The 19,316-nt window shown below is 72.6% G+C and carries 18 protein-coding genes; 8 read left to right on the forward strand and 10 right to left on the reverse strand.

The genetic code is table 11. The features are described 5' to 3' along the window. The first annotated feature begins 15 nt into the window (after positions 1 to 15). Positions 16 to 1,338, forward strand: coding sequence for an enolase C-terminal domain-like protein (locus AB0K18_RS15590; protein WP_364914679.1), 1,323 nt, complete (start codon positions 16 to 18; stop codon positions 1,336 to 1,338). Positions 1,339 to 1,341: 3 nt separating this feature from the next. Here AB0K18_RS15590 and AB0K18_RS15595 read toward each other — a convergent pair whose 3' ends face one another. Beyond that, complete coding sequence (locus tag AB0K18_RS15595) at positions 1,342 to 2,193, reverse strand: DUF72 domain-containing protein (RefSeq protein WP_364914680.1); 852 nt, start codon at positions 2,191 to 2,193, stop codon at positions 1,342 to 1,344. Positions 2,194 to 2,273: 80 nt separating this feature from the next. Between AB0K18_RS15595 and AB0K18_RS15600 the strand changes: the two genes are divergently transcribed. Continuing rightward, complete coding sequence (locus tag AB0K18_RS15600) at positions 2,274 to 3,131, forward strand: NAD(+)/NADH kinase (protein WP_364914681.1); 858 nt, start codon at positions 2,274 to 2,276, stop codon at positions 3,129 to 3,131. A gap of 79 nt (positions 3,132 to 3,210) precedes the next feature. Here the strand turns inward: AB0K18_RS15600 and AB0K18_RS15605 are convergent, their stop codons facing one another. Next, positions 3,211 to 4,668, reverse strand: a complete 1,458-nt coding sequence (locus AB0K18_RS15605; RefSeq protein WP_364914682.1) for a YibE/F family protein — start codon at positions 4,666 to 4,668, stop codon at positions 3,211 to 3,213. Positions 4,669 to 4,745: 77 nt separating this feature from the next. On the opposite strand from AB0K18_RS15605, the gene AB0K18_RS15610 reads away from it, so the two are divergent. Then, positions 4,746 to 5,465: a DUF72 domain-containing protein gene (locus AB0K18_RS15610; RefSeq protein ID WP_364914683.1), complete on the forward strand. Its 720-nt coding sequence runs from the start codon at positions 4,746 to 4,748 to the stop codon at positions 5,463 to 5,465. Continuing rightward, positions 5,465 to 6,436 (forward strand): magnesium transporter CorA family protein, encoded by a 972-nt coding sequence (locus AB0K18_RS15615; RefSeq protein ID WP_364914684.1) that lies wholly within the window; start codon positions 5,465 to 5,467, stop codon positions 6,434 to 6,436. The genes AB0K18_RS15610 and AB0K18_RS15615 overlap by 1 nt, the downstream gene beginning before the upstream one ends. On the opposite strand, the gene AB0K18_RS15620 is transcribed toward AB0K18_RS15615, so the two are convergent. The 4 genes from AB0K18_RS15620 to thrS all read right to left on the reverse strand — a co-directional run bounded on the left by AB0K18_RS15620 (position 6,403) and on the right by thrS (position 11,285). Next, on the reverse strand, positions 6,403 to 6,855 hold the full coding sequence (locus AB0K18_RS15620) for a DUF1850 domain-containing protein (RefSeq protein WP_364914685.1): 453 nt from the start codon (positions 6,853 to 6,855) through the stop codon (positions 6,403 to 6,405). The two genes, AB0K18_RS15615 and AB0K18_RS15620, sit on opposite strands and share 34 nt — an antisense overlap. Before the next feature lie 20 nt (positions 6,856 to 6,875). After that, positions 6,876 to 7,829 carry a TAXI family TRAP transporter solute-binding subunit gene (locus AB0K18_RS15625; RefSeq protein ID WP_364914686.1) on the reverse strand — a complete coding sequence of 318 codons (954 nt, stop codon included), beginning with the start codon at positions 7,827 to 7,829 and terminating at the stop codon, positions 6,876 to 6,878. Further along, positions 7,826 to 9,799, reverse strand: a complete 1,974-nt coding sequence (locus tag AB0K18_RS15630; protein ID WP_364914687.1) for a TRAP transporter fused permease subunit — start codon at positions 9,797 to 9,799, stop codon at positions 7,826 to 7,828. Before AB0K18_RS15630 ends, AB0K18_RS15625 begins: the two co-directional genes overlap by 4 nt. 91 nt (positions 9,800 to 9,890) lie before the next feature. Beyond that, positions 9,891 to 11,285, reverse strand: a complete 1,395-nt coding sequence (gene thrS, locus AB0K18_RS15635; protein WP_364914937.1) for a threonine--tRNA ligase — start codon at positions 11,283 to 11,285, stop codon at positions 9,891 to 9,893. On the opposite strand from thrS, the gene AB0K18_RS15640 reads away from it, so the two are divergent. Next, a complete protein-coding gene (locus AB0K18_RS15640; protein ID WP_364914688.1) occupies positions 11,256 to 12,227 on the forward strand; it encodes a LuxR C-terminal-related transcriptional regulator in 972 nt (323 codons plus the stop codon). The genes thrS and AB0K18_RS15640 overlap by 30 nt on opposite strands. 58 nt (positions 12,228 to 12,285) lie before the next feature. On the opposite strand, the gene AB0K18_RS15645 is transcribed toward AB0K18_RS15640, so the two are convergent. Beyond that, entirely contained in the window at positions 12,286 to 12,738 is a 453-nt protein-coding gene (locus AB0K18_RS15645) for an ATP-binding protein (protein ID WP_364914689.1), read from the reverse strand. A 170-nt stretch (positions 12,739 to 12,908) separates the two neighbouring features. Between AB0K18_RS15645 and AB0K18_RS15650 the strand changes: the two genes are divergently transcribed. The 3 genes from AB0K18_RS15650 to AB0K18_RS15660 all read left to right on the forward strand — a co-directional run bounded on the left by AB0K18_RS15650 (position 12,909) and on the right by AB0K18_RS15660 (position 14,987). Next, positions 12,909 to 13,376 carry an adenylyltransferase/cytidyltransferase family protein gene (locus AB0K18_RS15650; RefSeq protein WP_364914690.1) on the forward strand — a complete coding sequence of 156 codons (468 nt, stop codon included), beginning with the start codon at positions 12,909 to 12,911 and terminating at the stop codon, positions 13,374 to 13,376. Positions 13,377 to 13,615: 239 nt separating this feature from the next. Continuing rightward, the gene (locus tag AB0K18_RS15655; RefSeq protein ID WP_345401897.1) at positions 13,616 to 14,203 is read left to right on the forward strand and encodes a hypothetical protein; all 588 of its coding nucleotides are present in this window, start codon (positions 13,616 to 13,618) and stop codon (positions 14,201 to 14,203) included. Positions 14,204 to 14,243: 40 nt separating this feature from the next. After that, complete coding sequence (locus tag AB0K18_RS15660; RefSeq protein WP_364914691.1) at positions 14,244 to 14,987, forward strand: DUF427 domain-containing protein; 744 nt, start codon at positions 14,244 to 14,246, stop codon at positions 14,985 to 14,987. A 3-nt stretch (positions 14,988 to 14,990) separates the two neighbouring features. Here the strand turns inward: AB0K18_RS15660 and AB0K18_RS15665 are convergent, their stop codons facing one another. Genes AB0K18_RS15665 through AB0K18_RS15675 form a run of 3 tightly spaced genes read right to left on the reverse strand, consistent with a single transcriptional unit; the run spans position 14,991 to position 19,193 of the window. Continuing rightward, positions 14,991 to 16,253, reverse strand: a complete 1,263-nt coding sequence (locus AB0K18_RS15665; RefSeq protein ID WP_364914692.1) for a M20/M25/M40 family metallo-hydrolase — start codon at positions 16,251 to 16,253, stop codon at positions 14,991 to 14,993. Continuing rightward, positions 16,250 to 18,118, reverse strand: a complete 1,869-nt coding sequence (locus AB0K18_RS15670) for a prolyl oligopeptidase family serine peptidase (protein WP_364914693.1) — start codon at positions 18,116 to 18,118, stop codon at positions 16,250 to 16,252. Before AB0K18_RS15670 ends, AB0K18_RS15665 begins: the two co-directional genes overlap by 4 nt. A 4-nt stretch (positions 18,119 to 18,122) precedes the next feature. After that, positions 18,123 to 19,193 (reverse strand): C39 family peptidase, encoded by a 1,071-nt coding sequence (locus tag AB0K18_RS15675; protein ID WP_364914938.1) that lies wholly within the window; start codon positions 19,191 to 19,193, stop codon positions 18,123 to 18,125. Between the last annotated feature and the right edge of the window lie 123 nt (positions 19,194 to 19,316).

Consider the following 19,316-nt stretch of genomic DNA (forward strand, 5'->3'; position numbering starts at 1 on the left):
GGGGATCCTCCCGAGATGTCGCCCACCATCGCGAGCGTCGAGGTCGTCCCGGTCGCCGGGTACGACAGCATGCTCCTCAACCTCAGCGGCGCCCACGGGCCGTTCTTCACCCGCAACGTCGTCATCGTCACCGACTCCGACGGGCGTACCGGGCTCGGCGAGGTGCCCGGCGGCGAGGCCATCAGGCGGACCATCGAGGAGGCCGGCACCCTGCTCGCCGGGCAGCAGGTCGCCCGCTACCGCGCTCTGCTGCGCGACGTGGCCGGCCGTTACGCCGCCCGCGACGCGGGCGGGCGCGGGCAGCAGACCTTCGACCTGCGCACCACCGTGCACGCCGTCACCGGCCTGGAGTCGGGCCTGCTCGACCTGCACGGCCAGTACCTCGGCCTGCCCGTCGCCGACCTCCTCGGCGAGGGCAGGCAGCGCGACCGGGTGCCGATGCTCGGCTACCTGTTCTACGTCGGCGACCCCGGCAGGACGGACCTGCCGTACCTCGTGGGCGACGAGGGCGACGACCGGTGGTCGCGGCTGCGCCGCCGGGAGGCGCTCACCCCCGACGCGGTGGTCGCGCTGGCCGAGGCCGCCCAGGATCGTTACGGCTTCACCGACTTCAAGCTCAAGGGCGGCGTGCTGGCCGGCGAGGAGGAGGTCGAGGCGGTCAGGGCGCTGGCCCGCCGGTTCCCCGAGGCCCGCGTCACGCTCGACCCCAACGGCGGCTGGCTGCTGGCCGACGCCGTACGGCTGTGCCGGGACCTCGGAGGCGTCCTGGCCTACGCCGAGGACCCGTGCGGCGCCGAGGGCCGCTTCTCGGGGCGGGAGACGATGGCCGAGTTCCGGCGGGCCACCGGGCTGCCGACCGCGACCAACATGATCGCCACGGACTGGCGGGAACTGGCCCACGCCGTACGCTCGGACGCGGTCGACATCCCGCTGGCCGACCCGCACTTCTGGACGATGGCGGGCTCGGTGCGGGTCGCGCAGGTCTGCCACGACTTCGGGCTGACGTGGGGGTCGCACTCCAACAACCACTTCGACATCTCGCTCGCCATGTTCACCCACGTCGGGGCCGCCGCGCCGGGCGAGATCACGGCGCTCGACACGCACTGGATCTGGCAGGACGGCCAGGCCCTCACCACCAGGCCGTTCCAGATCACGGACGGCGCCGTCCAGGTGCCCGACACGCCGGGCCTCGGGGTCGAGCTGGACAGGGACGCCCTGGCCGAGGCCCACGACCGCTACCTGCGCCACGGCCTCGGCGCCCGCGACGACTCCGTGGCCATGCAGTACCTGGTGAAGGACTGGACCTTCGACCCGAAACGGCCCTGCCTGGTCCGCTGAGCATCAGAACAACGTGAGGGGCTCGTGCGGCTCCGGGTCGGGGAGCGGGGCCAGGTCCGGGACGAGGGCGCGTACCTCGTCGTGGAAGCGGCGGGCCAGCGCCGGTGCGTCGGCGTTGTCGGGGGTGTGGATGAACACCGTCGGTGAGCGGCCCTCGCGGAGCCACTCCGCGGCCGTCGTCACCCACGGGCGCCAGCCCGCCACCGTGCGCTCCTCGTCGTCGCGGCCGAGGTAGCGCACGATCGGGTGGGCGGTCAGCGCCCGCATACGGCGGGGGAGGCGTGGCTTGCGTTCCCACGCCTCCCGCTCCGCGGCGCTGGACGGCGGCGCGGCGAACATGACCGTGGTGTCGAACGGCACCCACTCGGCGCCCGCGCCGTCCAGCATCCGTTCGAGCAGGCGGGCGGCCCGCTCGTCGGTGAAGAACGCCGGGTGGCGGACCTCCACGGCGCAGCGCACGCCGCGCGGCAGCCGGCGCAGGAAGGCCGCGAGCGTGCCCACGTCGGACGGCCCGAACGAGCCGGGCACCTGCACCCAGAACGCGTGCACACGCGGCCCCAGCGGCTCCATGGCGTCGAGGAACGCGCGCAGCTCGGCCTCGCCGCCCATCAGCCGGTGCTCGTGGGTGACGGACTTGGGCAGCTTGACGACGAAACGGAAGCCGGGCGAGGTCTGCGCCGCCCACGACTCGACCGTGGCGCGGGCCGGCGTGGCGTAGAACGTGGTGTTGCCCTCGACCGCGTCGCACCATCCCGCGTACGCCTTCAGCCGCTCGGCCTGAGGCAGGTGGGCGGGCACGAAACGCCCCTGCCACCGCGCGTTCGCCCACATCGCGCATCCCACATGAAGCCGCATGGCCACGACGCTACCGGACACCCGCGAAGGCAAGATCCCCCGTTGCGTCCCCATGGCGGTGGTCCACGTAAGGTGGCGGCATGGGCATGGTCGGGACGGTCGGGCTGGTGCTGCACCCCCAGCGCGACTCCAAGAAGGCGATCGACACCATCCTGCGGTGGGCCGCCGACAAGGGTGCCACGGTGCTCGGCCTGCCCGAGGAGGTGGGCCGCATCGACTGCACCGCCGTGCCCGTCGACACCGACGCGCTGGTCGAGAAGGCCGACCTGCTCGTCGGGCTGGGCGGCGACGGCACCATGCTGCGGACGATGCGGCTGCTGGCCGGGCGGCCGACGCCCATCCTCGGCGTGAACCTCGGCAAGCTCGGCTTCCTCGCCGAGATCGACGTGGACGAGCTGCCGAAGACGTTGTCGGCCATCGACCGGCACGAGTACACGATCGAGCCGCGCATGGCCATCCGCACCAGCGTCAACGGCACCGAGATGACGGCGTTCAACGACATCGCGCTCGTCCGCTATCCCGGCCACGGGCTGGCCAACATCGCCGTCACCCCCTCCGACAGCCCCTTCGTGCGCTACTCCGCCGACGCCGTCATCGTCGCCACCAGCACCGGGTCCACCGCCTACAGCTTCTCCGCCGGAGGGCCGATCGTCTCGCCCCGCGTGGAGGCGGTGCTGGTCGTGCCCGCCGCCGCGCACTCGGCGTTCAACCGGGCCCTGGTGCTGCCCGCCGACGAGGAGGTGAGCCTCCACGTGCTGCCGAGCAGCGGACGGCTGGCCGTCGAGGTGGACGGCGCCGTGAAGGGGCACCTGGCCCCCGGCGACAGCCTCACCGTGACCGCCTGGCCCGGCGCGGCCAAGGTGGTCCGGCTGGGCACCACGTTCTACGAACGCGCCCGCCGCAAGCTCCGCGTGGACGGCAGCATCGAAGCCGACTGAGTCCCGGCCAGGGCCGGCCGGTGGGCCGGCGGGCGGCGCCCGCGTCACCCCGGCGCGGCGTCAGGTCCCGGGCGCGGCGTCAGGTCCCGGCGCGGCGGCGGTGGCGCGCCGGACGCTGGGGCTCCGCCCGCGGGGCCTTTTCCGCGGGTGCCGTTCCTGGAGGCGGTCCGGCCGGGCGGGGGGTGAAGAAGCCGCCGGGGTCCTGGTCCTGCGGCGTGAAGAAGTCGCCGGGGTCCTGGTCCTGCGGCGCGAAGAAGTCCGACGGGCCGCCGTCGTCCCGGCCGCGGGCCTTGCGGTCCCGGAGCGGGCGGTCCCGGAGCGGGCGGTCCTGGGGCGAGGGGTCCTCAGGCGAGGGGTTCTGGGACGGGGTGGGGCGGGAGCGGGTGGCGGCCAGGGCGGCGAGGGCCGTGGTGATGGGGACGGCCGCGATGAGCCCGAGCGTGCCGACCACGCCGCGCACGACCTCCTGCGCGATCACCGGCGTCGTCATCACCTCGCCCAGGGGCTGCGCGCCGATGCTGAACAGCAGCAGCAGCGGCAGCGACGCCCCCGCGTACGCCAGGATGATGGTGTTGATCACCGACGCGATGTGCGCGCGCCCGATGCGCCCGGCCGCGCGGTAGAGGCGGGCGAAGCCGTACGACGGGTTGGCGCGGGCCAGCTCGGCCACCGTCACGGCCTGGGTGACGGTGACGTCGTCGAGCACGCCGAGCGCGCCGATGATGATCCCGGCGAGCAGCAGGCCCTGCGTGTCGATGTTCAGGCTCATGCCGAGCGTCAGCGCGCTGTCGTCGGTGACGCCGTTGAGCCTGGCCACCCCCAGCGCCGCGTACGACAGCAGCCCGGTCAGCGCCAGGCTGGCCAGCGTCCCGAGCACGGCGACCGACGTGGACGAGGAGAAGCCGTGCGTCAGGTAGAGCACGGTCAGCATGATCGCCGCCGACCCGACGATGGCGACCAGCATCGGCGACCGGCCCTCCAGGATGCCGGGGATGACGAACGTCAGCAGCAGCACGAACGTCACCGCCAGCCCCGCCAGCGCGGTCACCCCGCGCCAGCGCCCGAAGGCGATGACCGCCAGCGCGAACGCCGCGCCGAACAACCACAGCGGCAGCGCCCTGTCGTGGTCGGAGAGCTGGTAGGCGCCGTCGGCGTCGCGCAGCAGGATCACGTCGTCGCCCGGCGTGAAGTGCTGCGCGCCCGGCCCGCCCGGCAGCCGCAGCTCCACCTCGCTGCCCAGGTCGGGCCCGTCGCCGATCTTGACGACGGCCTCGCCGCAGGTGGCCGGGTCGGGCTTGGGCGCGCCTTCTGGGGCGTCGGCGCAGCGTCCGAGCGTGACGCCGACGACCGTGCCGGTGAGCCGCTGCACGCCGGACTCGGGCGCGGGCCCGGCGGTGGTGCCCTCGGGCCAGAGCCAGATCAGCGCGGCCAGCGTGATGATCGCCAGCGGCACCAGGACGGCCAGCCCGGCCGTCACCGTACGCCGTGAACCGCCCGCTTCGGTGACGGTGGTGTCGTGAGCGTGGTTGGCGCCCATCGCGTGAGAGGTCCTCCTTGGCCGACCGACGAAGTAGGACAGTACTGCACCTCGCGGGGCGGGGTAGGCGCAACGGCATGACATGGCTGGTCGGCACCTCCGGGTGGCAGTACAAGGACTGGCGCGGGGTGCTCTATCCGCCGGGGGTGCCGCAGCGGCTGTGGCTGGAGACGTACGCGGGGGAGTTCCCGGCCGTCGAGAGCAACAACGCCTTCTACCGGCTGCCGAGCAGGGAGGTGTTCGCCGGCTGGCGGGAGCGTACGCCGCCGGGGTTCGTGATGGCGGTCAAGGCCAGCAGGTTCCTGACCCACATCAGGCGGCTGACCGAGCCGGAGGAGCCGGTGGCCAGGCTGATGGCCGCGGCCGCCGGACTGGAGGAGAAACTGGGGCCGATCCTGCTGCAGCTCCCGCCCACGCTCAAGGCCGACCCGGGGCTGCTCGACCGCTGCCTGGCCTGCTTCCCGCCCGGCACGCGGGTGGCCGTGGAGCCGCGGCACCCGTCCTGGTGGACGGAGGAGGCGCGGGCGGTGCTGGAGTCGCGCGCGGCGGCGCTGTGCTGGGCCGACCGGCTGGGCCGGCCGCAGGCGCCGTTCTGGCGTACCGCGACCTGGGGTTACCTCCGCCTGCACCAGGGCAGGTCGGCCTACGCGTACGGGGAGCGCGCCCTGCGGACGTGGGCCGCCCGCGTCGCCGAGGCCGGCTGGCCCGACGCCTATGTCTACTTCAACAACGACCCGGGAGGAGCCGCTGTGCACAACGCGCGACGTTTCACCGCACTTCTTGCCAGACTCGTCTAGTGCACACCCGTCTTTACCGAAACGGCCGCCTGGAGAGCGAGGGCTTCCCCATAGCGGACGTCTCCCGGTACGTGGGCGACCGGGACGCCACGGTCTGGTTCGATCTGTGCGCGCCGTCGCCGGCCGACCTCGCCCTGATCGGCGAGGAGCTGGGGCTGCACGAGCTGGCCCTGGAGGACGTCCTGGCCGGACATCAGCGGCCGAAGCTGGACATCTACGATAACCACCTGTTCATCGCCGCCTACGGCGTGCACTTCGACGACGACCGCCGCGTGCACGCCGTCGAGGTGGACGTCTTCGTCACCGCCAACGCCCTGGTCACCGTCCGCGAGAGCGGGCACTTCGACATCGCCGAGGTGGTCAGGCGCTGGGACGCCGCCGCGCACCTGGCGGGGCACGGCGTGATGTTCCTGCTGCACGGCCTGCTCGACTACGTCGTGGACACCCAGTTCGAGCTGGCCCAGGACCTCGACGCGGAGGCGGAGGAGCTGGAGGAGTCGCTGTTCGCCGAGCAGCTGAGCACCGGCAAGGGCCTGCAGCGCACCCTGTACGTGCTGCGCAAGAACGCCACCAAGCTGCGCCGGGTCTCGCTGCCGATGCACGAGGTCATCGGCACCCTGCTCAGGCGCGACCAGGCCCTGATGGGCGACCCGGTGATGGCTCCCTACTACGAGGACGTCCGCGACCACGTGCTGCGCGTCGGCGAGTGGGTGGACGCGGTCCGCGACATGCTCGCCAACGTCCGCGACACCCGCCTGGCGCAGCAGGGCTTCCGGCTCAACGAGATCATGAAGAAGATCACGAGCTGGGCGGCGATCATCGCCGTGCCCACGGCGATCACCGGCTTCTACGGGCAGAACCTGCCCTACCCTGGCACCGGCGAGCAGTGGGGGTTCTGGCTGTCCACGGCGCTGATGGGGCTCACCTCGGTCGCGCTCTACGTGGTGTTCAAGAAAAAGGACTGGCTCTGATCGCAGGGCCCGCCCCGCACGTCCGGAGTGAGCCGCAGCGCCACCCGCACCTCGGCGGCGCCGCCGCGCGGATAGAGCGGCAGGCAGCGCCCGCCCGAGACCAGCGTCCTGCGGCCCAGCGAGGTGGTCAGCAGCGACAGCTCCCGGTACGCCACCGGCTCGGCCAGGCGCAGCACGAACCGGCCGCCCGGCAGCCTGGCCCGCGCGCCCTCCAGCGCGTAGTAGTCGAGCACGCCGCCGCTCGCCGAGACCACCGCCCGCATCGTGAACCGGCCGCCCTCCACGGTGAACACCTCGGCGGACGGCGCCCGGTACATCGAATGCACGTACGCGATCGCGAAGCGGCCCGCCAGGATGGGCAGGCCGTTCACGGTCAGGCGCCCGGGGCCGGCGGCCGCGCCGAGCGCCGCCACCGCCACGAGCGCCAGGGCCAGCCGGGTCAGGCCTTCTCCTTGTAGTAGCGGGCCGCGCCGGGGTGCAGCTCGACCGGGGCGACCTGCTGGCCGAGCGCCGGGTCCAGCTTCTTCGCCTCGGGGTGCACCTTCTCCAGCTCGGCCTTCTTCTCGAACAGCGTTTTGGTGATGTCGTACGCGAGCTGCTCGTCCATCGAGTCGGGCACCAGCAGCACGTTGGCGATGCCGACGGTCTTGATCATGCCGGACAGCTTGTAGGTGGCGGACAGGTCGACGTCGAGGCTCACGTACTGCTCACCGTGCGTGGACTGCATCGCCGGCAGCACCTCGCTGGTGTCCATCATCGTCATGTCCGGCCTGCTCACCGCGAGGTCGGTGATGCCGGCCGTGGGCAGGCCGCCGACCCAGAAGAACGCGTCGATCGTGCCGTCCTTGGCGGCCTGCACGGACTCGTTGATGGACAGCTGCTGCTTGGTGATGTCGTTGTCGGGGTCGAGCCCGGCCGCCTCCAGCACGCGCCGCGCCACCACCTGGGTGCCGGAGTTGGCGGGGCCGAGCGAGACGCGCTTGCCCTTCAGGTCGGCGACCTTGGCCGCGCTCACGCCGGGGGCGAGCACCAGGTGCAGGTAGTTGTCGTAGATGCGGGCCAGCGCCTTGACGGGCTGCCCGGCGGTGAAGCTGTCCTTGCCGTTGACCGCGTCGGCGGCGGTGTCGGCCTGGGAGAAGCCGATCTGGGCCTTGCCGGAGGCGAGCAGCTTGATGTTCTCCACCGAGGCCGAGGTGACCGATGCGGTGGCCTGCGTGTTCGCGATGTTCGCCGACAGCTGCTTGGCCAGGCCGCCGCCGTAGACGTAGTAGACGCCCGTCGTGCCGCCCGTGGCGATCGAGATCCGGTTGCCCGAGCCGCCGCCCGCGCCACCGCCCCCGCAGCCGGCCACGGTCAGGACGGCGGCGGCGACGATCGTGAGTATCCGCTTCACCTTGGGTCCCTTCTCCTTCTTCTGACGAGATGCACGGCGGCGGCCACGGCCAGGACGGCGAGGCCGGCGACGATGGGGACGGGCTCGAGGAAGAGCAGCAGCACCGCGGCCACCGCCGCGAGCACCCGCTCGGGCCAGGCGGCCGCGCCGCCGGTGGCCACCGCCAGCGCGGCCACCGCGACCGCCGACACGGCGGTCATCAGCAGCACGGTCCCGAACGGGCCCTGCCCGAGCAGCGCCTGCCCGTTGGGGGTGAGCACGAAGGCGAACGGCACCAGGAAGGCGGGCAGTGTGTACCGCCAGGTCATCATCATCGTCCGGTACGTGTTGCCGCCCGTGATCGCCGCCGCCGCGACCGCCGACAGCGCCGTGGGCGGGCTCACCTCCGACAGCACCGCGTAGTAGAAGACGAACATGTACGCCTCGGGCCGCGTCACCCCGAGGTCGAACAGCGCGGGCCCGATGATCACCGCGGCGATGATGAAGCTCGCCGTCACCGGCACGGCCAGGCCCAGCAGCAGCACCGCGACCGCCGCCATGACCGTGGTCGCGATCAGGCTGCCGGCGCCGATGTCCACGATGATGTCGGCGAGGTTCTGGCCGAGCCCGGTCAGCGTGATCGAGCCGACGATGATGCCGGCCGCCGCGCAGACCGCGGTCACCGGCAGCACCTCCAGCGCGCCCTTGGCCAGCGCCCGCCCGATGCGCCGCGGCCCCATCCGGCGCTCCGGGTCGAGGAACGACAGCAGGAACGCGACCACCGTGGCGATCACCACCGCCTGGAACGCCGACCGGTCGAGCGCCATCAGCACGACGATGAGGACCAGCGAGCTGAAGTGGTAGCCGAAGCGCAGCAGCAGCCGCCCCGCGCCCGGCGCGTCCATCTCGACCGCGCGGGTGCCGAAGCGGCGCGAGTCGATCTCGATGGCCAGGAAGATGCCGAGGTAGTAGAGCAGGGTCGGCACGGTCGCGTACAGCAGGACCTGCAGGTAGCTGACGCCGAGGTATTCGGCGATGATGAACGCCGCCGCGCCGAGCGTGGGCGGCGACAGGATCGCGCCGATGCCGCCGGCCGCGAGGATGCCGCCGGCCGCCTCCCTCGGGTAGCCGGCCCGCCGCAGCACCGGCCAGGCCACGCTGCCCAGGCTCACCGTGGTCGCCACGCCCGAGCCCGACACGGTGCCGAGCAGGAAGCCGGCCGTGGTCACCGTACGGCCGGGCGCGGACCTCGACCTGCGGAACGCGGCGAAGCTCAGGTCGATGAAGAACTTGCTCGCGCCGGAGTGGTCGAGCACCGCGCCGTAGATGGTGAACAGGATGATGTAACTCGCCGCCACCTGCATCGGCACGCCGAAGAAGCCCTCGGTGCCGGTGTAGAGCTGTGAGACGATCTGGGAGACGTCGAAGCCGGGGTGCCCGATCGTCCAGTCGATCGGCAGGTACGCGCCGTAGTAGGCGTACAGCAGGAAGCCCACGCAGATGACGGCGAAGGCCAGGCCGACCGTGCGGCGTACCGCCTCCAGCAGCAGCACGGTCAGCGCCACGCCGAACACCACGTCGAGGTCGGTCAGCGCCGCGCCGGAGCCGCGCTCGCGGAAGGCGTCCATGTCGAGCAGCGGGTAGACGAGCACGGCCAGCGAGGCGGCGGCCAGCAGCCAGTCGGCCACGCCCGGCCGCTCCGGCTTCGTGCTGTCCCGGGGCTCGGGCGCGGGGCGTCTCAGCAGGCGGCGCACGACCGCGTCCAGCCCCGAGCGGTAGCAGAGGAAGACCAGCGGCAGCGCCACCGCCAGGAACGTCATCCGGTGCTGGATCGCCTCGACCGGCCGGAACACCACCAGCAGCGAGTACGCCGACAGCAGCCCGCCCACGACCCACACCCCGGCACGGAGCGGACCGCCCAGCTCGCGTGCCGGGCGCTCCTGCTCGTGGGCGGAGACCAGGTCGGCCTCACGATCGCTCAGCTCGGTCAAGCCGTCCTCCTCGGACCTCGGCCGTTGCAGCGGACTTTACGAGCCCTTTACACGATCGGGGAAGCCTCCGTTATCCGATTGATCTTTACCGTCAGCCGAACGGCCGCGCCTGTGCGGCCAGCTCCTCCACCGGCACCGCACCGGCCTGGGAGCCGTCGCGCAGCCGCACCGACGCGCTCCCGCTCGCCGCCTCGCGCGGCCCCACCACCAGCTGGTACGGCACCAGCCGGTGCGCCCTGATCCTGGCCCCGAGGCTGCCCCGATCGGCCGGGGCCAGCTCCGCCCGCAGCCCCGACTCCAGGCAGCGCCGCAGCAGGCTCTCGGCGGCCGGCAGTTCGGCGTCCGACAGCGGCAGCACCACCGCCTGCACCGGGGCCAGCCAGGCGGGGAAGGCGCCGCCGTGCACCTCGACCAGGTGGGCGACCAGCCGCTCGATGCCGCCCACCACGCTGCGGTGCACCATCACGGGGCGCTCACCGCCGACGTAGGTCAGGTCGAAGCGCTCGGGCTGGAAGTAGTCGACCTGGACGGTGGACAGGGTCGACTCGCGGCCCGCCGGGTCGGCGATCTGGATGTCGATCTTCGGGCCGTAGAAGGCGCCCTCGCCGCGCTCCTCGTCGTACGGCCGCCCGCGCTCCTTCAGCACCTCACGCAGCACCGACTCCGAGCGCGCCCACATGGCCGGGTCGTCCACGAACTTCGCGCCCTCGCCGCGCAGCGACAGCCGGTAGCGGGCGGCCCTGATGCCGAGCCGCTCGTGCGCCGCCTCGATGAGGTCGAGCGCGGCCGACACCTCGGCGGGGGCCTGCTCGGGCGCGCAGAACACGTGGCCGTCGTTGAGCTGGATCGAGCGCACCCTGGTCAGGCCGCCCAGCACGCCCGACAGCTCCGAGCGGTACATGCCGCCCAGCTCCGCGATGCGCAGGGGCAGCTCGCGGTGGCTGCGCTGCCTGGAGCGGTAGATGAGCGCGTGGTGCGGGCACAGGCTGGGCCGCAGCACGAACTCCTCACCGCCCACCGCCATCGGCGGGAACATGTCGTCGGCGTAATGAGCCCAGTGGCCCGAGCGTTCGTACAGCTCGCGTTTGCCCAGCACCGGCGAGTTGACGTGCTGGTAGCCGTTGCGGCGTTCGAGCTCGTGCACGTAGTCCTCGACGGCCTTGCGCACGGCCGCGCCGGCGGGCAGCCAGTAGGGCAGCCCTGAGCCGATCAGCGGGTCGGTGTCGAAGATGCCCAGCTCGCGGCCGAGCCTGCGGTGGTCGTTCATGATCAGCCTTTCCGTGGAAAGGGCGAACGACCAGCTCCCCGGGCGTCCGCCCGGGAAGCAAGGAATCAGCGCGCCGGGACGGTGTCCGGCGTCGTCGTGACGAAGGCGCGCTGCTGCATGGCACGACCATAGCACCCCGGGTTCCGGTAAAACCAAGGGCGCAAATCGGTAAATGATATAAAGGCAGGCGTGGCCCGGATCACCGTTGACGTGCGCCATCTCCAGGCGTTCGCCGAGGTCGGCTACCAGGTCGCGGGCGGTGGGGGCGCCCACGGCGCGATGGCGGCGCTGCGCCGCGTCGTCCCGCTCGACGCCTACGAGTTCGTCGCCTACGACCCCGCCACCGGCCGCCACCAGAGCGTGATCTCCGACGGCCACCCCCGCATCGACCACGACGCGGCGGAGGAGTACGCCGGGCTCGACGCCTACCGCAGGGCCCTCGACACCCGCGCGCCCGTCGAGATGCCCGCGCCAGGCGCCGAGCGCTACTTCCGCCGCCACCTCGCCCCCTACGGCTGGCGGGCCGGGCTGACCGCGCCGCTCTTCCTCGACGAGGGCCGCTTCACCGGGCTGCTCCACCTGACCGCCAGGCAGCCGTTCCCGCGGCGCACCGGCGCGCTGGTGGCCGCGGTCAGCCCGCTGCTCGCCCACGTCACCGACCTCAACCGGTGCGTGATCGACCCGGTGGGGCTGCCCGCCGGGTTCCGCGCGGTGGCCTTCGACCGGCTCGGCACGCGGCGCGAGGTGCCGGGCCGCGAGGTGTCGCCCGTCCTGTGGGACGACCCCGCGATGGCCGCCTACGCGCGGGCGTTCATCGACTCGCGCGAGCTGAGCAGGCAGGGGCTCTGGCTCGGCGGCGACGGGCGCTGGCACGAAGTTCGGCTGGTCAGGGCCGGGGTCGGGTTCCAGGGGGCGCTCCAGGGGGCGGTGGCGGCCGAGCGGCCGTGCCCCCTGCCGTACGACCTGACCGGGCGCGAGGTCGACGTCCTCACCCGGGTCGCGGCCGGCGACTCCAACCCGCAGATCGCGGCGGCGCTCGTGCTCAGCGTGCGCACGGTCACCACGCACCTGGAGCACATCTTCGCCAAGCTCGGCTGCGACAGCCGCACCCGCCTGACCACGAAGGCGCTCGCCGAGGGGCTGTGCCGGCTCGACCTCTGACCTTTGGCTCGACCTCTGGCTCGACCTCTGACCTTCGGTGAGTCGGACCGCTGGTGACTCAGACCGCGACGCCGGCCGGGACGGGCTCCTCCAGCAGCTCGAACCAGACCGTCGTCGCGCCCTGCTCGCGGGTGAAGCCCCAGCGGTGGCTGAGCGCCTCGATCAGCGGCAGCCCCCGTCCGTTGGTCTCCTGCGTCCCCGTACGGCACACGCACGGCGGCCCGTCGGAGCCCGCGTCCGTCACGAACACCCGCACCGCGCTGCGCGAGCTGGCCAGGCTCACCGTGAACGAGCCGCCGGCGCCCGACCTGGTGTGCAGGATCGCGTTGGTGGCCAGCTCGCTCGTCAGCAGCACCACGTCGTCGTAGAGCGGATGATCGCGGCCGAGCGCCGTCTTCACCAGCGCCCTGGCCCTGGAGACCTGCGACGGCGTCCCAGGCAACCGGACCACGTGGTCGCCTGGGCCTGGCCGGTCGTCCTCGTTCACCTGGTGCGCGTCCGGCGGTGCCACGGCGACCTCCCCCAAATCCGGTGACGTTATGAGACGCGCCAGAGGGGGCCCGGAGATTATCGCGAAAAGGTAGGAATCGCCTTTCCGAGGTCGCCTGCACGGCCGTGCGCGCCGACCGAGTACGCTGCGATCGACGAGTCGTCTAGGCCCATGGGGGAGCAGGAGGTCACGTGAGCAGCCTGGAGGCCGTCTGGGTGCAGCCGTACGACCGGCCGGGCACGGCGGTCGTGACCGGAGTCTTCGACATCCTGCACGTGGGCCACGTGCGCTACCTCGGTGCGGTGGCCGAGCGCGGGCTGCCGCTCGTCGTCGGCGTGGAGGACGACCCGCGGGTGCGGGCGTGGAAAGGTCCTACCCGGCCGGTCAACCCGGCCGAGGAGCGGGCCGAGGTGCTGGCCGCGCTCCGGTTCGTGAACGGCGTCTTCGTCGTCACCGGGCCGCCCGAGGCGCACGGCCCGGAGGACTACATCGACCTGCTCGCCCCGCTGCGTCCCGCCGCGCTCGCCCACACGGCCGGCGACCCGCACGCGGGCGCCCGCGCCGCCGCGGCGGCGATCCTGGGCGCCGATTGCTGGGAGATGGACGCCATCCCCGGCCGCTCCACCACCCGCATCGTCAACGCAGCCTCCAAAACCTGACCCCGCGCTGGCTCAGGCGGGTGGGTGAGTGAATCAGCGACCTCCTGGCCCGTTGCTCGGGGAGAGTCGTCCCCTGATCCGGCGCCTAGCTTTCAGGCGGGTGATTGGGTGACGCGCCGGCCCCCTGGCCCGTTGCTTGGGGTTTGGGGCTTCTTGGCGGTTTGGGATTGGGGTGCCTTACCTGGGGTTTTGTGGCTGGTGGGGTGGGTGTGGGGCATGATCGCGTAGTGTTTCGTGCCATGACGGCTGAGCTGGTGGCGAGGCGGGTGACGAACATCCTGGCACCTCAGGTGCTGGTCATCGTCATGCCGCCGGCCGTGGGACTGCTCGCGCAGGGGTGGAGCGGCGCCGCCTGGGGGCTGGTGGCGTCGATGCTCTGCGGCGGGGTGCCGGCGGCGGTGATCGCGGTGGGCGTACGCAGGGGGTTGCTGGACTCGCACCACATCGTGGACCGGACGCGGCGTACCAAGCCGCTGCTGGCGGCCGTCGCGGCCGTGCTGGTGGCGCTGGCGCTGCTGGTGGTGCTGGGCGCCCCGACGCTGCTCGTGGCCACCGTGACGGCGATGCTGATCGCGCTGGCGGTGACCGTCCCGATCACGCTGCGCTGGAAGATCTCCTTCCACGCCGCCGTCTCGGCGGGCACGGTCGTGGTGCTCGCGCACGTGCTGCCCGCCTGGCCGGCCGCGCTCATCGGGGCGGCGGTGGTGGCGCTGGTGTGCTGGGCGCGGGTCAGGCTCTCCCACCACACCTGGCCTCAGGTCGCCGCAGGAGCGGTGACAGGCGCGCTGACGACGTGGGGCACGCTGGCCGCCTTCGGCCTCGGCTGACGACCGGAATAGGCGGGGCCGCGGGCGGGTTTGCGGGGATATGGATGCCAAGAACCGCGGCCGGGTGCGCGTCGAGCGTACGGCCAAGCGTGTCAGGACCTACCTCGGCGGCCGGGTGGTGGCCGACACCACCTCCGCCCTCCTGGTCTGGGAGGTGCCCTACTACCCGGCCTACTACTTCCCGCTCGCCGACGTGGACGAGTCCGCGCTCAAGCCGACGGGCGCGACCAAGCACTCGCCGAGCCGGGGCGACGCCATGGTCTACACCGTCACCTCGGGGACGAAGGAGGCCGCCGACGCCGCGCTCGCCTACCCCGACTCGCCCCTGGAGGAGATCAAGGGGTACGTGCGGTTCGAGTGGGGCGCGATGGACGCCTGGTTCGAGGAGGACGAGGAGGTCTTCTTCCACGCGCGTAACCCGTACACGCGGGTGGACATCCTGAGCAGCTCGCGGCACGTCCGCATCGAGGTGGACGGTGTCACGGTGGCCGACTCGCACAGCCCGCGCCTGCTGTTCGAGACCGGGCTGCCCACCCGCTACTACCTGCCGCAGACCGACGTACGGCTCGACCTGCTTGAGCCGACCGACACCGTGACGAACTGCCCGTACAAGGGCACGGCGCGCTACTGGTCGGTCAACGGCGAGAAGGACCTGGCCTGGTCCTACCGCACGCCGCTGCCCGAGAGCGAGAAGGTCGCCGGGCTGGTCGCGTTCTACGACGAGAAGCTCGACGTGTACGTGGACGGCGTGCTGCAGGAACGGCCCAAGACGATCTTCGCCTGACGCTCAGGTGAGCAGCCGGGTCAGCACGCGGGTGCCGAACTCCAGGCCCTCCACCGGCACCCGTTCGTCCTTGCCGTGGAACATGCCGAAGTAGTCGAGGTCCGGCCGGAGCATGAGCGGCGCGAAGCCGTAGCCCTTGATGCCGATGCGGGCGAACGACTTGGCGTCCGTGCCGCCGGCCATCACGTACGGCACCGGCCGCGCCCGCGGGTCCTCGGCCACCAGCGCCCCGGCCAGCTCGTCGAAGAACGGCGACGGGTAGGGGGCGCCCGGCGCGTCCTCCAGGTTGACGAACTCGCGGGTGATCTTCGGCCCGAGCAGCTCGTCGATCACGCCGAGGAACTCCTCCTGGAGACCGGGCAGGTAGCGCCCGTCCACGTGCGCCTGGGCCGTGGAGGGCACGACGTTCACCTTGTAGCCGGCGTCCAGCATGGTCGGGTTCGCCGAGTTGCGGATCTGGCCCTTGAACAGGTGGCCGAGCGCGCCGAGCCGGGCCGCCTCGGCGTCGAGGCGGTCGAGGTCCACGGGCTGCCCGGTGATCTCGCCGAGCTCCCTGATGAGCGCCGCGACCGGAGGCGTCAGGCGTACCGGCCACTCGTACGACGCCACCCGCGACAGGGCGTGCGCCAGCGTGGCGACCGGGTTGTCCCTGGGCGGGCGTGAGCCGTGACCCGCCACGCCGTGCGCGGTCAGCCGCATCCACGCGGTGCCGCGCTCGCCGACCGCGATCGGGTAGACCCGGTCGTCGCCCGAGGCGACGCTGAACCCGCCCGACTCGCTGATCGCCTCGCTCACCCCGTCGAACAGGTCACGGTGCTCGCCCACGGCGTGCCGCGAGCCGTAGTCGCCGGTCGCCTCCTCGTCGGCCAGGAACGCCAGCACCAGGTCGCGCCTGGGCCGCTCGCCGCGCGCCGCCATGCCGAGCACGGTGGCCAGCGTCATCGCGCACGAGCCCTTCATGTCGACCGCGCCGCGGCCGTACACGCAGTCGTCCACGATCTCGCCGGAGAACGGGTGCATGCGCCACTCGGCCGGGTCGGCGGGCACCACGTCGAGGTGGCCGTGGATCAGCAGCGCGTCGGGCGAGTCGCCGTCGATCCTGGTGACGACCGTGGTCCGCTTCGGCGCCGACTCGAACACCACCGGCTCCATCCCGGCGTCGGCGAGCAGCGTGGCGACGTACTCGGCCGCCGGCCGCTCTCCCGAGCCCGGATTGGTGGTGTCGAACCTGATCAGGTCCGAGCAGATCTCGGCGACGCTCTTCACGCTCTCCCCTTCAGTGTCAGAGGCGGCACGTCGGGGGTCTCCATGCCGAAGATCAGCCCGTAGAAGGCCAGCTCGGCCTCCAATACCGCGACGATGGTCTCTTCCCTGCGCCAGCCGTGCTGCTCGCCGGGGAAGGTGAGCAAGGCCCACTCTTTGCCATGTTTGTCCAGTTCGGCGGTGAATCGCTCGGCCTGGCTCACGTCCACGATCGCGTCCTCCAGACCGTGCAACATGAGGCAGGGGCCCGAGGCCCGGAAGGCGTTCAGGAGCGGGGAGCGTTCTGTGTAGCGCTGCCGCGTCTCGGGCAGCGGGCCCACCAGGCCGTCCAGATAGCGCGACTCGAAGTCGTGGGTCTCGGCGGCCCAGCTCTCCGGGTCGGTGATCGCGTAGTGCGCGACCCCGCCCGCGAACACGTCGCTGTGCACCAGCGCCGCCACGGTGGTCCAGCCGCCCGCGCTGCCGCCCCTGATGGCGATCCTGGCCGCGTCGGCGACCCCACGCTGGACCAGCCCGCGCGCCACTATGGCGCAGTCCTGGACGTCCACGACGCCCCACTGGTGGCGCAGCCGCTCGCGGTAGGCGCGGCCGTAGCCGGTCGAGCCGCCGTAGTTGACCACCGCCACGCCGATGCCCCTGCTGGTGAAGTAGGCGATCTCCAGGTCCAGCAGGATCGGCATGTTGCCGGTGGGGCCGCCGTGCACGAAGATCACGTACGGGCCCGGACCCTGCGCGCCGGACGGCGGGTAGAGGTGGGCGTGCACGCCCTCGATCGTCACCGCCTCGGGGTCCGGCAGCAGCGCGCGGTCCGGCAGCGGCTTGGGCGCCGACACCACCTCGTGCCCGCCGTCGTCCAGGCCGACCAGCGTGACCTGCAGCGGCGTGTACGGCGTCCCCTTGACCGCCACGGCCTTGCCGCCCGCGACCGAGACCGTCCCCGACCAGTGGGTGGCCGTGCCGCCCAGGTCCCGCAGGCCGCCGGTCACGGGGTCGAGCACGCCCAGGCGGCGGTGGTCGGCGGTGCCGTGCACGACGACCAGCCGGCCGTCGTCCGCGACCGCGAACGTGGCCAGGCCGGGCTTCCACGGCGCCACGCCGAACTCGGACTCCATCGGGGTCAGGTTGCGGGCCTCGCCGCCGCCGAGCGGGACGAGGTGCACGTTCCACCAGCCGGTCGGGTCGGTGACCGCGTACAGGCTCGTCGCGTCGCGCCACTCGGCCTGCGTGACCGACTCGCTCGGGCCGCCCGCCACCACCTCGTACGGGCCCGCCGTGCCGTCGGCGGCCAGCGGGGCCACGCACAGCTCGGTGCCGTCCCAGGGCATGTCGGGGTGGTCCCAGCCGATCCAGGAGACCGTGCGGCCGTCGGGGGAGATGCGGGGGTTCATCACGAAGTGCTGGGCCTTGACGATGACCCGCACGTCGCCGCCGTCCAGCGGCACCGCCACCAGGTCCCGCACGTCGTGGGTCTCCCTGACCGCCCACACCTCGTGGCGGCCCGGCGGCAGGTACAGGTCGCCGTAGCGCGCGGGGCCCTCCGGGGTGAGCGCCACCGGCTCGGCGCCGTCCAGAGGGCCGTCCAGGCGGTAGAGGCGCTGGTCGGCCCAGTTCGTGAAGACCAGGCCGCCGCCGGGCAGCGGGCGCCAGGAGCGGCCGCCGTACTCGACGACCCGGTTGCGGGCGTTCCAGCCCTCGGGAAGGGCGTCCACGCGGGTGCCGTCCGGCAGGCGGCGGACCACGCAGCGCCGGCCGCCCTCGTGCGGGCGGGGCTCGTCCCACCAGACCTCGACCCCGGCGGGCGTGGCCACCGCCTCCACCCACTGGGGACCGCCGTCGGTCCTCGCCACGTCGATCGGGCTAATGCTCATGAACTCACCAATTGCCGTTGGTACTAGGAGGAAGAGGAACGTCTGGGGGGTGCAGCACGTACGCGATGCCGCCGCTGCCCGAGCTCCGCAGCCACACGTGCTCGAACGCGGCCCGCGGGTAGACCCGCCTGACCTCGCCGTCCGCAGGGGCGGCGGGGTCGTTCACCACCACGTCGCCCTCGGCGGTGAAGCCGGTGACGACCAGGATGTGACCGTTCGTGCTGTAGCAGGAGCCGGGCAGCTCGTGCGCCTTGAACGACTGGGAGGTGATCACCGGGATGCCGGCTCTGACGAACGGCTCCAGCTCCGCCGCCGACCGCAGCCGCGTTACGAACCCGGACAAACCGTACCGGCCGGCGTAGGCGACGTTGAACGGCCAGTTGCCGGTGCCCTGGTAGCTCGCGTCGTACGTGCCCGCCGCCGCGTGGTCCACCGCCGGGGCCGGGTCGCCGCCGCCCACCCAGGCCAGCTCGTCGGGCGCCGGGCCGTGGCCCCAGAACGCCAGCACCATCGCCACCGAGGCCGGGCTGCACCAGTTGGCGCCGCCGCCGTCGAAGCGCGGGTGGTGGCCGGAGTGCGCGTGCTGGGAGTGACGGGGTACGTCCAGCTCCACCGCGCCGCCCGGGCCGGGAACGCTGGGAGCGGGCGGGTGCGGCGGCAGGGCCGAGGCCATCACGCCCAGGCCCGTCACCTCGGCGCCTGCCCCGTGCCTGGTCACCCGCACCTGGTAGGAGGTCACCGGACGCCTGGCCACGAACGTGTCCACCGCCACGTCGCCGTCCTCGTCGCCCTGGCCGGGCACCGACGTCCGGGGAGCGCCGTGCTCGGACCAGCGGCCCATGACGTACCACTTGGTCCAGGTGTCCTCGGCTGCGGAACGGGCTTTCGCGCGTAACGAAATCTCGATCCACGAGCCGGGCGGAGTGCGGGCCGTCCACGACGGGATGATCTGGGTGGCCGCGAAGCCGATCGGGTGCTCGTCACCGGTCCACTCCTGCGCGCCTTCCTGTGCCGCCGGTACGGCGAAGCGGGTGAAGGCGACGCGGGCCAGATCGACGGTGAGCACCAGGCACATTGTGGTTTTGTGCCGCATGTCGCACATCGGATGGTTTACGTACCGGGGCGAATGTGTCGGTGATCAACCCTATGGTCTGGGGCATGACTTTCCCTTTCCAGGCACACTCGCACTCCGTGCCCT

The sequence above is a fragment of the Nonomuraea sp. NPDC049421 genome (genome assembly GCF_040677005.1).
Classification (GTDB): Bacteria; Actinomycetota; Actinomycetes; order Streptosporangiales; family Streptosporangiaceae; genus Nonomuraea; species Nonomuraea salmonea.

Coding starts and splice junctions, on each gene's coding strand:
- AB0K18_RS15590 (WP_364914679.1), top strand. CDS start 16: ATGTCGCCCACCATCGCGAGCGTCGAGGTCGTCCCGGTCGCCGGGTAC.
- AB0K18_RS15595 (WP_364914680.1), bottom strand. CDS start 2,193: ATGCGGCTTCATGTGGGATGCGCGATGTGGGCGAACGCGCGGTGGCAG.
- AB0K18_RS15600 (WP_364914681.1), top strand. CDS start 2,274: ATGGGCATGGTCGGGACGGTCGGGCTGGTGCTGCACCCCCAGCGCGAC.
- AB0K18_RS15605 (WP_364914682.1), bottom strand. CDS start 4,668: ATGGGCGCCAACCACGCTCACGACACCACCGTCACCGAAGCGGGCGGT.
- AB0K18_RS15610 (WP_364914683.1), top strand. CDS start 4,746: ATGACATGGCTGGTCGGCACCTCCGGGTGGCAGTACAAGGACTGGCGC.
- thrS (WP_364914937.1), bottom strand. CDS start 11,285: ATGGCGCACGTCAACGGTGATCCGGGCCACGCCTGCCTTTATATCATT.
- AB0K18_RS15655 (WP_345401897.1), top strand. CDS start 13,616: ATGACGGCTGAGCTGGTGGCGAGGCGGGTGACGAACATCCTGGCACCT.
- AB0K18_RS15660 (WP_364914691.1), top strand. CDS start 14,244: ATGGATGCCAAGAACCGCGGCCGGGTGCGCGTCGAGCGTACGGCCAAG.
- AB0K18_RS15670 (WP_364914693.1), bottom strand. CDS start 18,118: ATGAGCATTAGCCCGATCGACGTGGCGAGGACCGACGGCGGTCCCCAG.
- AB0K18_RS15675 (WP_364914938.1), bottom strand. CDS start 19,193: ATGTGCCTGGTGCTCACCGTCGATCTGGCCCGCGTCGCCTTCACCCGC.